Raw genomic sequence first — 13,652 nt, 5'->3', positions numbered from 1 at the left:
TCGAGGTCTCAGGAGGCGAGCGACGCCCCGGGGATCGCCGCGAGCAGCTCCCGGGTGTACGGATGCTGCGGCGTGTCGAAGATGCTCTCCGGGGTGCCGCTCTCGACCACGATGCCGCGCTGCATGACGTGCACCTCGTCGGAGATCATGCGCACGACGGCGAGGTCGTGGCTGATGAAGAGGTAGCTGAGCCCGAGGCGCTTCTGCAGGTCGGCGAGGAGGTCGAGGATCTGCGCCTGCACCAGCACGTCGAGCGCGGAGACCGCCTCGTCCAGCACGACGAGCTCGGGCTCCAGGGCCAGGGCGCGGGCGATCGCGACACGCTGCCGCTGTCCGCCGGAGAGCTCGTGCGGCAGCCGCTCGGCCATGGCCGCGGGCAGGGCGACCTGCTCCAGGAGCTCCAGGACGCGGGCGTGCCGGGAGGCCGCGGTGCCGATCCGGTGCACGCGCAGCGGCTCGGCGATCGACTGCTCCACGGTGTACCGCGGGTCGAGCGAGGCGTAGGGGTTCTGGAAGACGGGCTGGACGCGGCGGCGCAGCGCGAAGAGCGCCTTGCGGCGGAGGGTCGTCAGGTCGGTGCCGTCGAAGAGGATGGACCCGGAGGTCGCGTCCTCCAGCCCCAGCACCATGTTCGCCGTGGTGGACTTCCCGGAGCCCGACTCGCCCACGATGGAGACGGTCGTGCCGCGGCGGATCGAGAAGCTCACGCCGTCGACCGCCGTGAAGGTCTGCGGCTCCCCGGCCTTCGCGTTCCGGAGCGCGAACTCCTTGTGCAGGTCGCGGATCTCGACGAAGGGCACGGCGTCGGCGGCGATCTCGCGTGAGGGCAGGGCGTCGCGGCGGGACGCCAGGCTCGGCGCGGCCGCGAGCAGCTGCCGGGTGTACTCGTGCTGCGGGTTCCCCAGGACCTGCGCCGAGGTCCCCTCCTCGACGACACGGCCGCGGAACATCACGACGATCCGGTCGGCGCGCTCGGCGGCGAGAGCGAGGTCGTGGGTGATGAGGAACACCGCGGTGCCCAGCTCGTCGGTCAGCTGATCGAGCTGGTCGAGGATCCGCCGCTGCACGGTGACGTCGAGCGCCGAGGTGGGCTCGTCGGCGATGAGCAGCCGCGGTTTGCAGGCGAGTCCCATCGCGATGAGCACGCGCTGCCGCATGCCGCCGGAGAACTCGTGGGGATACTGGGCCGCCCGGCGGGCGGCATCGGGGATCCCGACCATCTCCAGAAGCTCGACCACGCGGGCCTTCGTCGCGTCGCCGCTGGTATGCCCGTGGACTTCGAGCGCCTCCCCGATCTGCTCGCCGACGCGCATGAGGGGATTGAGGTTCGACATCGGGTCCTGCGGCACGAGGCCGATGCCGGCCCCGCGGAGGGACACCATCGCGTTCTCGGGGAGGTCGGTGAGCTCGCGGCCGTCGAACCGGATGCTGCCCGCGGTGATGACGCCGTTCTCGGGCAGCAGACGGTTGACCGCAGCCGCCGTGGTGGATTTCCCGGAGCCGGACTCGCCGACCACGGCGACCGTCTCCCCGGCGGCGATGTCGATCGAGATGTCGCTGATGGCGGTGACCAGCTCGGAGCCGGTCCGGAAGGCGACCGCGAGGCCGTCGATGCTCAGCACGGGCGGAGTGGTGCTCATGGGGTACTCGTTCCTTCGGGGTCCAGGAGTGCGGGCAGCGCTGCGCGCCAGAGGGTCTCGGTGGGGGCGACCTCGCTCGCGAACAGCCGGTTCGCGAGCAGGACGACGGCGGTTCCGGTGGCGGGGACCACGCCCAGGGCGCAGCCGGTGTATCCGGGGTGCCAGAGCATCCGGAGCGGTCGTCCGCCCGCGGTGACGGTGTCACTGCGCCAGCCGAGCGCCTGACCGGGGTCGGGGCCGTCGCGGAACAGCTCGGCCACGAGTGCCGGGTCCCAGAGGTCCGGGTGCGCCTCGGCATCGGCGAGCGCGACGCCGAGAGTGAGCAGGTCGTCGACCGTGCCGAAGAGGCCGGCGTGCCCGGAGACGCCGCGCAGGGCGTGGAAGCAGTTGCCGTCGTTGACGACGCCGGTGATCTCCCCCTCACGCCAGGGGAAGTGCCGACGAGAGGTGAGGATCGGGTAGGGCGTGCCGGTGGCGACCATGCGTCGCTCGGCGGCATCCCCGTCGCCCGCGGATGACGCGACCGGACCGGAGACGGGCCCGTAGCCCGTGCGTGTGAGGCCGAGGGGCTCGGTCACGAGCTCGCGCACGGCGGCGTCGAGGGAGAGGCCGGTCGCGGCGGCGACGATGCGGCCGAGGATCAGGAAGCCCAGGTCGGAGTAGTGCCGTCCGTCGCCCACGCCGTAGCGGAGCGGGAGGGCATCTGCGGCGGCCGCGCCGTCGGCGTGCGTGCCGTCGAGGTACAGCGGCTGCCATTCCCACAGTCCCGCCCGGTGCAGCAGCAGATGGCGCACGGTGGTCCCTGGTGCGCAGGCGGTGCCGGGGATGAAGCGGTCGACCGGATCGTCGAGTCGGAGGTCGCCCCGGGAGGCCAGCCGGAGGATGGCGGTGGTGGTCCCGGCGACCTTGGTGACCGAGGCGAGGTCGAACGCGGTGTCCGTCGTGACCGGCGTCCCCGCGAGGTCGGCGAAACCGCCGGTGGCCGTGTCCCGGCTCGTGCGGGTGGCGACACCGGCGACGGCTCCCCGCGGCGCGGTCGGCCCGGCGAGGACGGCGGCGATCGCCTCGGCAGCGCTCATACGAGAACCCCTGTCCGGGAGCGGTCGAGCAGCACCTCGGCATCGGGGGCGATCCCGGTGATCCCCAGTCCTGCTGCCGGGGCGAGGGTGAGCCACTCCGCGTCGGCGGTGAGCCCTCCGGTCACCGGGGAGCGGCGCAGCCACGATGCCGCGTCGAGGTCGTGCACGACGTCCGGAGCGACGGCGGCGGCGAGATGCGCCGCGGCGGCCACACCCACGTGCGACTCCATCATGCAGCCCACGACGACGCCGAGGCCGGCGGAACGGGCGGCCTGCACGCAGGCGAGCGCCTCGCTGAGCCCGCCGGTCTTGGCGAGCTTGACGTTCACGAGCCCGGCAGCCCCGCGCGCGGCGATGTCGCGGACATCCTGCGCGGTGCGGACGGACTCGTCCGCCATGATCGGGGTGTCGACGGCGGCGGTCACCACCGCCAGCGCGTCGAGGTCGCGCGCGGCGACGGGCTGCTCGACGAGCTCGAGACCCACGCCGGCGTCCTCCGCCGCCCGGATGACGCGGATCGCCGTCCCGGCGTCCCACGCCTGGTTCGCGTCCACGCGCAGGGCGATGTCGCCGCCGACGGCGGCACGGACGGCCTGGAGCCCCGAGACCGTGTCGTGGTCCTGGGACGCCTTGACCTTGAGGCAGCGGAATCCCGCCGCCGCATGTTCGACGGCGGTCGCGGCCACCGCGGCCGGCTCCGCCACCGACAGCGTCATGTCGGTGCGGATGCGCGCGGACGCGTCTCCGTCCGGGGCGAGCGTCTGTGCGAGCGGCTCGTCTCGGTGCTGCGCGGTGAGGTCGGCGAGCGCGCACGCCACCGCGCTGCGTGCGGCGGCGTTGCCCCAGGCGGCCGCGGCGAGGGCGTCCGGCAGCCCGGGATCGTCGACCGAGCGCCCGAGCACGGCGTCGGCGAGGGGACCGGCGACCACAGCCGCCACGCTCTCGGGGCTCTCCCCGGTGACGCGCCAGCTCGTCGCGGCCTCCCCGTATCCGCGGCGGCCGTCGGCGTCGGTCACCTCCACGAGCACGACGTCGAGGTGGGCCGTGCGACGGACGGCCGTGACGAAGGGGCGGGCCAGCGGCGAAGGCACCCGCAGCACGCGTATCCGTTCGACGACGGTCACGATCCCGCCGCCTCCGTGAGGGTGAGGGAGTCGATGGCCGCCACCGGCTCGGGCATCTGCAGCGGGCCGGCGCCGGGCGTGATCGTGCCGAGGATGCGCGGCTCGCGCGCCCCCGTCCCGCCGGGGACGATCGCGGGGACGCCGTGCAGGGTCGACCAGCCGATGAGCGCGAGGAGGATGGCCTCCTTGCTGTCGGCGGGGGCGCCGAGCTCGTCGGCCAGCACGACCTCGGTCTGCGGCAGCGCGGTCCGCAGCCCCTCCAGGAGCAGCGGGTTGCGGCAGCCGCCGCCGGACACCGCGAGGAACCCGATCCCGGCGGCCTCGACGTCGCGGGCGACCGTGCGGACCGTGAGCTCGGTGAGCGTGCGCACGACGTCGGGGACCGCGATCTCGCGTCCCTGTGCCGCGAGGTGCTCCTGTACGTAGGTGAGGTGGAAGTGCTCCTTGCCGGTGCTCTTCGGCGGGGTGAGGGCGTAGTAGGGGTCCGCGAGCATGGCGTCCAGCAGCGCCTCGTCGACCCGTCCGGTCCGGGCGATCCCCGCATCGTCGTCATAGCCGAGCGGGTTGAGGTCGTGCGCGACGATGACCGCGTCGACCAGCGCGTTCGCGGGGCCGATGTCGTAGGCGACGAGGCCGTCCGGGCGGACGACGGTCATGTTCGAGATGCCGCCGAGGTTCAGCGCCGCCGAGACGCCGGCGCGGCCGCGGAGCAGCAGCTCGTCGAGGAACGACACGAGCGGCGCGCCGTGGCCGCCCGCGGTGATGTCGCGGATACGGATGTCGGAGACGACGGGCGCACCGGTCTTCTCGGCGATCCAGGCGGGCTGCCCGATCTGCAGGGTGCCGAGCGCGTGCGCGCCGTCGACCCAGTGGTACACGGTCTGGCCGTGCGAGCACACCGCGTCGACGCCGCCGACCTCCGCCGCGATGTCGGCCGCCACGTCGGCGAACGCCTGCCCGATGAGGGTGTCGAGTTCGGCCACCTCGGCCAGGGTGGTCTGCGCCGGGGGCAGCGCGGCGATGAGGCGTGCCCGCAGCTCGGGATCGTAGGGGATGCTCGTGGAGGCGAGCACCGTGCCCCGGAGGTCGACGCCGTGCGCCGTGAAGCCCCCGTTGGTGGCGAAGTCGACGACGGCGGCATCGATCCCGTCGTGCGAAGTGCCGGAGATCAGTCCCAGGACGCGCATCAGTTCTCCTCCAGTGCGGTGCGCAGACGGCCGCCTGCTGCCGCGAGTCGGTCGGTGGCCGCGGCGAGGTCCTCCCCGCGGCGGATCATGATCGAGGCGAGCTTCACATCCCACCCGGAGCTCTCCAGCGCGGCGGCCGCCGTGTCGCGATCGACAGCGGCGATCGTCCGCACCATGCGGATCGCCCGCTCGCGGAGCTTGTGGTTCGTGGCCTTCACGTCGACCATCAGGTTGCCGTAGGCCTTGCCGTTCCGGACCATCGCGATGGTCGAGAACATGTTCAGCACGAGCTTCTGCGCCGTGCCGGACTTCAGTCGCGTGGAGCCGGAGAGCACCTCGGGGCCGACCTCGACCTCGATGCCGTGCTCCGCGGTCGCGCTCAGCACGGTCCCGGTATTGCACGACAGGCCGATGCTGAGCGCCCCGCGCTCACGCGCCCGTCGGACGGCCGCGACGACATAGGGCGTGCGACCACTGGACGCGATGCCGATCACGGTGTCGAGCGGGCCGATGCCGGCCTCGTCGATCGCGGCGGCGCCGGCGTCGGCGTCGTCCTCCGCGCCCTCGACGGGGTTCACGATCGCGCCGGGACCGCCCGCCATGATCGCGAACACGAGCTCCGGCGGCGTGCTGAACGTGGGCGGACATTCGGAGGCGTCGAGCACCCCGATGCGTCCGGGGGTGCCGGCGCCCACGTACACCAGGCGCCCGCCCTGCGCCATGCGCGCGGCCGTCTGCTCGATCGCCGGGACGATCTGCGGGAGAGCGCGCTGCACGGCCGCGGGCACGGTGGCGTCGGCCTCGTTCATGGTCTGCGCGAGCTCGGCCACGCTCATCTGGTCGAGGCGGGCGTACCGGGGATCGCTCGCCTCGGTGGCGAGGGCGCCGAGGTCTTCCGCGATCATCGCTTGCCCCGGTTCCGCGGATCGAGGCTGTCGCGCAGCCCGTCGCCCAGCAGGTTCAGGCCGACGACGAGGAGCACGACGATCACGCCGGGGGCGATCATGGTCCACGGGGCGATGGTCACGAGGGTGCGCGCCTCGAAGATCATGGAGCCGAGCGACGGCGCGGGCGGCGGGGTGCCGAGTCCGAGGAAGCTCAGCGATGCCTCCGTCAGCACCGCCCACGAGAGCGACAGCGTGACCTGCACGATGATGATCGAGGTGATGTTCGGCAGCACGTGGCGGAACATGGTCGCCATCCGCGCCTGACCGGTGCTCTTGGCCGCCTTGACGTACTCCACCTCGCGCAGCGACAGCACGGGGCCGCGAGTGACGCGGATGAAGATCGGCACGTAGACGATGGCGATGGCCACGGCGATCGTGAACCAGTTGCGGTCGAACACCGACGCGAGCGACAGGGCGAGCAGCAGCGGCGGGAACGCGAACAGCACATTGGTGACCGCGGTGATCGCCCCGTCGGAGAAGCCGCGGTAGAAGCCGGCGATGAGTCCGCACACCGTGCCGACCACGGTCGCGAACGCCACGGCAACCACGGAGATGAGGGCCGAGTTGGCGACGCCGGCAGCCACCCGGGAGAACACGTCGCGGCCGAACTGGTCGGTCCCGAACCAGTGCACCGCGGACGGCGGCTGCAGCCGGGACGGCGGGTCCTGCGCGAGCGGGTCGAACGGCAGCAGGCCGAACGCCGAGACGAGGCTCAGCACCGCGAGCAGCACGACGATGATGAGGCCGGCGAGACCGCTGCGGCTGCGCAGCAGGAGACGCACGCGCTCCATCGTGCGCCCACCGCCGGGAGCGAGGGCCGGGGTCTGAGAGATGTCGGTCATGCGGCACGCACCCGGGGATCGATGACCCGGTAGAGCAGGTCGGTGAGCAGGTTGACGATGACGAAGGCGAGCGCGATCACCAGGACGGTGCTCTGCACGAGCGCGTACTCCTTCTGCTGGATGCCGAGCAGCACCTGGCGCCCGATGCCGGGGAGCGAGAAGATCTGCTCCACCACGACCGCCCCGCCCAGCAGGTAGCCGAACTGCAGACCGGTCATCGTGACGATCGGGACCAGGGCGTTGCCGAGCACGTGACGCACCTGCAGCCGACGCGGGGGCACGCCCTTCGCCCTGGCGGTGCGGATGAAGTCGTTGGCGCGGATCTCCAGGACCGCGGTGCGGGTGGTGCGCATGATGGGCGCGGCGATGCCGAAGCCGAGCACGATCGACGGCAGGAGCATCTGCTGGAGGTTCAGGGCCGGATCGTCGAAGAGCCGCGCGTAGCCCTGGCCGTTCGGGTTGAAGCCGAGCGACTGCGCGAGGATCGCGAGCAGCGCCGTGCCGAGCAGGAAGGCGGGGATGGAGAGGCCGGCGAGACCGACGACCTGGCCGACGCCGTCACGCAGCGAGTCGGGCTTCGAGGCGGACAGCATGCCGAGCGGGATGCCGATGGCGAGCGCGATGACGATCGAGAAGATCGCGAGCTCGAAGGTGACCGGCAGCGCGGCGGCGGTGAGCTCGAGCACGCTGGTCTGGGCCCGGGAGGAGAAGCCGAGGTTGCCGGTGAAGATGTTGCCGAGCCAGGAGAAGAACTGCACGATGAGCGGCTGGTCGAGCCCGTAGTACGCCTCGAGCGCGGCACGCTGCGCCGGGGTGAGGGCCGCCGCCTCGGTGCCGAGGCCGGAGCTGATCTGGTCGCCGGGGATGGCGCGCAGCATCAGGAAGACGAAGACGGCGACGCCGAAGAGGGTGCCGAGGGCTGCGAGGATGCGTCGCAGCACGCTGTTGCGGAGGAGCTGTCTGAACATGCGCGTGGGTGGGGTGCCTGTCGTCGGGGAGGCGAGGGGGCGCGGGTGTCCGCGCCCCCTCGTTCCACTACTGGATGGAGGTGGTCCGCAGGTACTGCAGCGAACCGTTCGCCATCGGGGTGAAGCCGTCGACGGTCGAGGCCGTCGCGGTGTAGGTGTAGCTGGTGAACAGCCAGATCCAGGCGGCGTTGTCCTCGAGGTTCTCGGAGACCTGCGCGTAGATGTCCTTGCGCTTCTCCGGGTCGGCCGTCTCGCGTCCCTCGGCGAACAGGGCGTCGAGCTCAGGCGAGGAGTACCCTGCGACCTGGTTCAGGTTGCCGGTGCTGGTGAAGTAACGGCCGTACATGCCGTCCGGGTCCGGGCGTCCGCCGTTGAGGGCGACCGCGGCGTCGAAGTCGGCCGCGATCCAGCGGTCCACGAACGCGCCGGACTCCAGCACCTCCAGGTCGAGCGTGATGTTCGCATCGGCGAGCTGGGCCTTGAGGTTCTGCGCCTCGTTGACGGAGGTGGCGTACTCGCCCTGCGACACGATCGTCTTGACGGTGACGCCGTCCTCCTTGCCGGCCTTCTTCAGGTACTCGGCCGCCTTGTCGAGGTCGCGCTCCGGGCACGGGCGCGCGTCGGGGTCGGACTTGAAGGCGGGAGAGGTGACCGGACCGGTGACCTCGCCCTCCCCGAGCGCGGCGGTGTCGAGCACCTCCTGGCGGTCGATCGCGCACTGCATCGCGAGGCGCACGTTCACGTCGGCGAGGTCGCCGCGCTGTGCGTTCAGCTGCAGGGCGTGGTAGCTGAGCTGCGGGGTGGTGGCGACCTCGACGTTCGCACCCTCGGCCGTCTGCGCGACGAGCGGGTCGTCGAACACGGCCAGCTGCACGTTGCCGGACTGCATCGCCGACACGATGGACGACTCGTCGGGGATCACGCGGAACTCGACGGTGTCGAGCAGCGCGGTGTCGCCCCAGTAGTCGTCGTTCTTGGCCAGGGTGAGCGACTGGCTCGCCTTCCTGTCCTCCAGCACGAACGGGCCGGTGCCGTTCGGAGTGGTGTTGAGCGCCTCCTCGGTGTCGTCCGACGAGAGCATCGCCATATTGATCACGGCGAGGTTCGCCGGCAGCGCGGCGTCGGGGGCGCTGAGGGTGAGGGTGACGGTGCTCTCGTCGGTGGCCTCGACCGCGGCCACCGAGGCGAGCGAGCTCGCGGCCACCGCGGCGGTCGCCTCGTCGGCGATGGCGTCGAGCGAGTACTTCACGTCAGCGGAGTCGAACGCGCTGCCGTCCGCGAACGTGACGCCCTCGCGGAGGTGGAGGGTGACCGTCAGGCCGTCCTCGGAGACGTCCCACGACTCGGCGAGACCGGGGACGACGTTGAGCTCCTCGTCGAACTCGGTCAGCGTGCCGTACAGGTTCTGCAGGACGTTGACCGCCTGGAACTGGGTGGCCTTCCACGGGAAGAGCGTGTCGGGATCGCTCGTGACGCCGATGACGAGGTCGCCGCCGGCGGCGCCCGATCCACCGTCGGACGGGTTGGATGCGGGCGCGGAACACCCGGTGATGACGAGCGCCGCGGCGAGGCCCGTGGCGGTGAGGGCGCCGAGGGACGCCCACCGTGCTGTGCTCATGCTGTTTCCTCCTGGCTGGGACCGCGTCGCCCTGGCTCGGATCAGGCGGTGCTGCCTGATACCCCGCGAACATCGTCGGTCTGGGTAAGTACCAAAAGTACACGAAAGTACCTACGCGTGTAACAGAAGTTCCTCTAGTGTTATGAACACCGATCGGAGACCCCATGCCCCACGATGCCGCCCGCGACGATGCCGGCACCCACCTCGTGCTCGTGCGGATGCGCGCCCTCCGCCCCGAACTCCGTCCGAGCGAACAGCGCATCGCCGACCTGTTCCTCGCCGACCCCGCCGGAACCGCCGGGCTCTCCGTCGCGGAGCTCGCGCACCGCTGCGACACCTCGACCACGTCCGTCGTGCGGTTCTGCAAACGACTCGGGTACGAGCATGTGCGCGAGTTGCGCAACCACGTGCTGCGGGAGGTCGAGCGCGAGACGTTCGACACCGCAGCACTCCCCGCCGTGTCCGGCGACATCGACCGCAACGACACCCTCGCCGATATCGTCGCGAAGGTGTCGCTCGCCGAGACGCTCTCGCTCGCCGACACCGCCAAGGTGCTCGACACCGACGCGCTCCGCGCCACGGTCGAGGCGATCACCTCCTCGACCCGGGTGGACATCTTCGGCGTGGGCGCGAGCTCCATCGTCGGGCTCGACCTCCAGCGCAAGCTCACCCGGATCGGGCGGACGGCGTTGGAGTGGTCTGACCCGCACGCCGCGTGGACCTCGGCCGCCACCCTCGGGCCGGGGAACGTCGCGATCGCCGTCTCGCACACGGGCGCCACGACCGACACCATCGAGTTCCTCCTGCTCGCCCGGCAGGCGGGCGCGACGACCATCGCCATCACCAACCACGCCGGCTCCCCGCTCGCCGGTCAGGCCGACATCGTGCTGACCACCGCGGCGCGCGAGACGGGCTTCCGCTCCGGGGCCCTGGGCAGCCGGATCGCCCAGCTCATGGTCGTCGACTGCATCTTCATCGGGGTCGCGCAGTCCAACTACGACCGCTCGATGGAGGCCCTCCGCGACACCTTCGCCGCCGTGCATCACGTGCGCGCGGGCGGTGCCTGAGATGAGCGCGAGCCGACTCCGCGTCGGGCTGTTCACGGCGTTCGGCGGCCTCGGCGTGACCGCGGCGTTCGTCCCTGCCGTCCTCCCCTCCGCGGAGCGCACGACGGACGCCGACCTGAGTGCCGCCGTGCCCGTCCTCTTCGCGGGACTCCTCGTGGGCGTGCTGCTGTCGGGTCCGCTCCTCGTGCGCCGCCCACCCCGGACGACGCTCGTGCTGGGCAGCCTCCTGCAGGCGGCCGCCATCGTCGGTGTCGCCCTCGCGACGGATCCGGGCGCCTTCATCGCGGCCGCCGCGCTCGCGGGGCTCGGGTTCGGTCTCGTCGAGGCAGCGGGCTCCGTGGCCGCCAAGGCCGCCAGCACCGAAAGCGCGACCGGGGTGCTGAGCGCCCTGATGGGCACGGTCGCCGTGTGCGCCGCCGTCACACCGCTCGTGGTGGCGCTCGGGGCCGGTTCCCGTCCGGCTCTGGCGCTGCTCGCGACCGTACCCCTGGCGACTGTGGCGGTGCTCGCCGGTGCCACCACTCTCGCCCGTTCGACCGAGCCCCCGGCGCGACGGGACGCCCGCTCCCTGCTCGTCCTCCTCCCCTTCGCGCTGGCTCTGCCGCTCTACGTCGGCGTGGAGACCGTCCTGTCCGGCTGGTCGGCCGTGATCCCGGAGCGGGCTCTCGCTATCGAGCCCGCCGCCGCCGCCCTCGGCACCTCCGCCTTCTGGGCGCTGATGGCCGTCGGCCGCTTCGGCGCCGCCGCGCTCCGGCGCGCGGCGGTTCCGCCGCTCGCGCTGCTGGCGACCGCGACGGGGGCTGCCGCCGTCCTCCTGGTGCTCGCCGGCGTGCTCCTCGGCGATGAGCCGGTCGCGGCGCTGATCATCCTCGCCGTCGTGGTGGTCCTGCTGGCCCCGAGCTACGGACTCATCCTCGGGCTCGCGCTCGACCGTCTCGATCCGGTCCGCAGCGCCGCGGTCACCGGGGCGCTCGTGGCCTGCGGCGCGGTCGGCGGCACGTTCGTGCCCACGCTCGTCCTGCTGATCGGGCGCGACCCGGCGTCGAGCGTCACCTTCCTCGTGTCCGCCGTGGTGTGCGCGGCCATCCCCGTGCTGATGCTCGTGACGTCGCGCTCCGGACGCCCCGTCCCGGCGCTGCGGTGACGCACTCTTCCTCCCCCATCGGGTCCGCACGCGACCTCTTCACAGATGCCGGAATTCCGACCGGCGCCCGCACGCCGACCACGTATCGTCGAAGCCACACCCGCACCGAGGAAGGGAGCACCGTGTCCGCGGACACCGTCACGATCATCGTCAGCGCGATCGGCATCGTGCTCACCCTCGGCGCGAGCCTGTTCGCGGCAGGGGCGTGGATGATCCGTCGCATCGACGAGCGTCTCGGCACCGTCGACCACCGGCTCTCCACACGCATCGGCTCCGTCGAAGGAAGGCTCGGCCCCCGCATCGACTCCGTCGAAGAGAAGCTCACCGCACGCATCGACACCGTCGAAGAGAAACTCACCGCACGCATCGACACCGTCGAAGAGAAACTCACCGCACGCATCGACACCGTCGAAGAGAAACTCACCGCACGCATCGACACCGTCGAGGAGAAGCTCGGCGCCCGCATCGATGCGGTGGCGGCGGACGTCACGGACCTGAAGATCGCCGTCGCCCGGCTCGAAGGGCCCCCGCGACGCCTGCTCGTGTCCGGAAGCTGAGCCTCCCGTCAGCGCAGGACGAGGGCGGCGGCGCCGATCAACGGCCCCTCGTCGCCCAGGCCCGAGCGGACGACGCGGGTGCGACGCGAGTATTCGTGCACGGCGCTGGCGGTGAGAGCCTGCTGGACGAGGTCGATGTAGTCCGCCGACACCTGCGAGAAGCCCCCGCCGATGGCGACGACATCGAGGTCGACGAGGGTGGCGGCATCGGCCAGCGCCTCCCCGACGGCGCGGGCCGAGCGCTCGATCGCCGCACGGGCGACGGCGACACCGGCCGCGGCATCCCGAGCCAGGTCCTCCCCGGTCGCGCCGGGCCAGCCCTGCTCCCGCGCCCAGGCGGCACTGGCAGGTCCGGAGGCGATCTCCTCGAGAGTGAGCCCGCCCTCGCGGCGCACCTGGCCGAGGTGCCCGGCGTTGCCGCTCGCCCCGGGCACATACGCACCGCCCACGACGAAACCGCCGCCGACGCCGGTGGACACGACGATCGACAACGAGGCTCCCGCCTGCTGCGTCGCCCCCAGCCACGACTCCGCGAGCGCGAGCGCGCCGCCGTCGTGGCCCAGGACCGCCGGGACCTCCCGGCCGAGTGCGGTCGAGGCCGCACGGGCGACCGCGTCGACGAGGCCGAAACCCCGCGCGAGGGGCATGTTCACCGGCAGGATCTCACCGCGGGTCCGATCCACGGGACCCGCGCTGCCGATCCCGGCGCCGACGAGCTCCGCGTCGGCGGGAAGGGCCGCGAGCGCATGCCGCACGATCGCGTCGACCGCCGCCGTCAACGACGCCGACGTCGCCTCACGGCCGGTGGGCTGCCGGCTGCGGCTGCCGGGGACGAGCGCGCCGTCGTCGGCGACGAGGGCGGCCTCCATCTTCGTGCCGCCCACATCGACGGCCAGCGCGTAGCGGGTCACTGCGGGTCGAGCCCGAGGTCGTCGAGGTCGAACGCCGCGCGCCACTCCAGACCCTGGGCCTCGATGGCGGCCTGCGCGCCGGTCTTGCGGTCGACGATCACCGCGACGGCGACGACCTCCGCGCCTTCCTTGCGGAGCGCCTCGACCGCCTTGAGCGCGGACTGCCCGGTGGTCGAGGTGTCCTCCAGCACGACCACGCGCTTGCCCTTCACGTCGGCGCCCTCGATCTGGCGACCGCGGCCGTGGTCCTTCGGCTCCTTCCGCACGACGAACGCGTCGAGCGGACGGTCGGTGCCGACCGAGGCATGCAGGACGGCGTTCGCGATCGGGTCGGCGCCGAGCGTCAGACCGCCGACGGCGACGACGTCGAGATCGGCGATCAGGTCGAGCATGATGCGGCCGATCGCCGGGGCGGCGCGGTGGTCGAGGGTGAGCTTGCGCATGTCGACGTAGTACGTCGCCTTCTTGCCGCTGGAGAGGGTGAAATCGCCGTGGAACACCGCCTCGTCCGTGATGAGGGCGAGGAGGGTCCGGCGGTCTGCGTCGAGTGCGGTCACGGCATCCAGTG

At 72.2% G+C, this 13,652-nt stretch carries 13 protein-coding genes; 3 read left to right on the top strand and 10 right to left on the bottom strand.

What is annotated here, in order from left to right:
• Window positions 1-8: 8 nt before the first annotated feature.
• From AB1285_RS00150 to AB1285_RS00115, 8 genes are all read right to left on the bottom strand, one after another.
• On the bottom strand, window positions 9-1,640 hold the full coding sequence (locus AB1285_RS00150; RefSeq protein ID WP_370428988.1) for an ABC transporter ATP-binding protein: 1,632 nt from the start codon (window positions 1,638-1,640) through the stop codon (window positions 9-11).
• Window positions 1,637-2,719 (bottom strand): serine hydrolase domain-containing protein, encoded by a 1,083-nt coding sequence (locus AB1285_RS00145; RefSeq protein WP_370428987.1) that lies wholly within the window; start codon window positions 2,717-2,719, stop codon window positions 1,637-1,639. Before AB1285_RS00145 ends, AB1285_RS00150 begins: the two co-directional genes overlap by 4 nt.
• Entirely contained in the window at window positions 2,716-3,843 is a 1,128-nt protein-coding gene (locus AB1285_RS00140) for an enolase C-terminal domain-like protein (RefSeq protein WP_366237039.1), read from the bottom strand. Before AB1285_RS00140 ends, AB1285_RS00145 begins: the two co-directional genes overlap by 4 nt.
• Window positions 3,840-5,030 (bottom strand): anhydro-N-acetylmuramic acid kinase, encoded by a 1,191-nt coding sequence (locus AB1285_RS00135; protein WP_370428986.1) that lies wholly within the window; start codon window positions 5,028-5,030, stop codon window positions 3,840-3,842. Before AB1285_RS00135 ends, AB1285_RS00140 begins: the two co-directional genes overlap by 4 nt.
• The gene (gene murQ, locus AB1285_RS00130) at window positions 5,030-5,935 is read right to left on the bottom strand and encodes an N-acetylmuramic acid 6-phosphate etherase (protein WP_315636488.1); all 906 of its coding nucleotides are present in this window, start codon (window positions 5,933-5,935) and stop codon (window positions 5,030-5,032) included. Before murQ ends, AB1285_RS00135 begins: the two co-directional genes overlap by 1 nt.
• A complete protein-coding gene (locus AB1285_RS00125) occupies window positions 5,932-6,819 on the bottom strand; it encodes an ABC transporter permease (RefSeq protein ID WP_187662593.1) in 888 nt (295 codons plus the stop codon). The genes murQ and AB1285_RS00125 overlap by 4 nt, the downstream gene beginning before the upstream one ends.
• Entirely contained in the window at window positions 6,816-7,787 is a 972-nt protein-coding gene (locus AB1285_RS00120) for an ABC transporter permease (protein WP_187662594.1), read from the bottom strand. Before AB1285_RS00120 ends, AB1285_RS00125 begins: the two co-directional genes overlap by 4 nt.
• A gap of 67 nt (window positions 7,788-7,854) precedes the next feature.
• Window positions 7,855-9,405, bottom strand: a complete 1,551-nt coding sequence (locus AB1285_RS00115; protein WP_370428985.1) for an ABC transporter substrate-binding protein — start codon at window positions 9,403-9,405, stop codon at window positions 7,855-7,857.
• Between the two features lie 164 nt (window positions 9,406-9,569).
• Here AB1285_RS00115 and AB1285_RS00110 point away from each other — a divergent pair, with 164 nt between their 5' ends.
• From AB1285_RS00110 to AB1285_RS00100, 3 genes are all read left to right on the top strand, one after another.
• The gene (locus AB1285_RS00110; protein ID WP_085605640.1) at window positions 9,570-10,472 is read left to right on the top strand and encodes a MurR/RpiR family transcriptional regulator; all 903 of its coding nucleotides are present in this window, start codon (window positions 9,570-9,572) and stop codon (window positions 10,470-10,472) included.
• A 1-nt stretch (window position 10,473) separates the two neighbouring features.
• Entirely contained in the window at window positions 10,474-11,616 is a 1,143-nt protein-coding gene (locus AB1285_RS00105) for an MFS transporter (protein WP_370428984.1), read from the top strand.
• Between the two features lie 122 nt (window positions 11,617-11,738).
• Window positions 11,739-12,173 carry a hypothetical protein gene (locus tag AB1285_RS00100; RefSeq protein WP_370428983.1) on the top strand — a complete coding sequence of 145 codons (435 nt, stop codon included), beginning with the start codon at window positions 11,739-11,741 and terminating at the stop codon, window positions 12,171-12,173.
• 8 nt (window positions 12,174-12,181) lie between these two features.
• On the opposite strand, the gene AB1285_RS00095 is transcribed toward AB1285_RS00100, so the two are convergent.
• Together AB1285_RS00095 and pyrE are read right to left on the bottom strand one after the other, a co-directional pair.
• Window positions 12,182-13,084, bottom strand: coding sequence for an ROK family protein (locus tag AB1285_RS00095; protein ID WP_370428982.1), 903 nt, complete (start codon window positions 13,082-13,084; stop codon window positions 12,182-12,184).
• On the bottom strand, window positions 13,081-13,641 hold the full coding sequence (gene pyrE, locus AB1285_RS00090) for an orotate phosphoribosyltransferase (protein WP_370428981.1): 561 nt from the start codon (window positions 13,639-13,641) through the stop codon (window positions 13,081-13,083). Before pyrE ends, AB1285_RS00095 begins: the two co-directional genes overlap by 4 nt.
• Window positions 13,642-13,652 lie beyond the last annotated feature (11 nt).

The organism is Microbacterium sp. NRRL B-14842 (assembly GCF_050470785.1).
The sequence above is the reverse complement of the archived record's forward strand: the minus strand, read 5'-3'. Positions and strand labels throughout refer to the sequence as shown.

Excerpts from the sequence above, each read along its gene's own strand:
- AB1285_RS00150 (WP_370428988.1), bottom strand. The coding sequence starts at position 1,640 with ATGAGCACCACTCCGCCCGTGCTGAGCATCGACGGCCTCGCGGTCGCC.
- AB1285_RS00145 (WP_370428987.1), bottom strand. The coding sequence starts at position 2,719 with ATGAGCGCTGCCGAGGCGATCGCCGCCGTCCTCGCCGGGCCGACCGCG.
- AB1285_RS00135 (WP_370428986.1), bottom strand. The coding sequence starts at position 5,030 with ATGCGCGTCCTGGGACTGATCTCCGGCACTTCGCACGACGGGATCGAT.
- murQ (WP_315636488.1), bottom strand. The coding sequence starts at position 5,935 with ATGATCGCGGAAGACCTCGGCGCCCTCGCCACCGAGGCGAGCGATCCC.
- AB1285_RS00125 (WP_187662593.1), bottom strand. The coding sequence starts at position 6,819 with ATGACCGACATCTCTCAGACCCCGGCCCTCGCTCCCGGCGGTGGGCGC.
- AB1285_RS00120 (WP_187662594.1), bottom strand. The coding sequence starts at position 7,787 with ATGTTCAGACAGCTCCTCCGCAACAGCGTGCTGCGACGCATCCTCGCA.
- AB1285_RS00115 (WP_370428985.1), bottom strand. The coding sequence starts at position 9,405 with ATGAGCACAGCACGGTGGGCGTCCCTCGGCGCCCTCACCGCCACGGGC.
- AB1285_RS00110 (WP_085605640.1), top strand. The coding sequence starts at position 9,570 with ATGCCCCACGATGCCGCCCGCGACGATGCCGGCACCCACCTCGTGCTC.
- AB1285_RS00105 (WP_370428984.1), top strand. The coding sequence starts at position 10,474 with ATGAGCGCGAGCCGACTCCGCGTCGGGCTGTTCACGGCGTTCGGCGGC.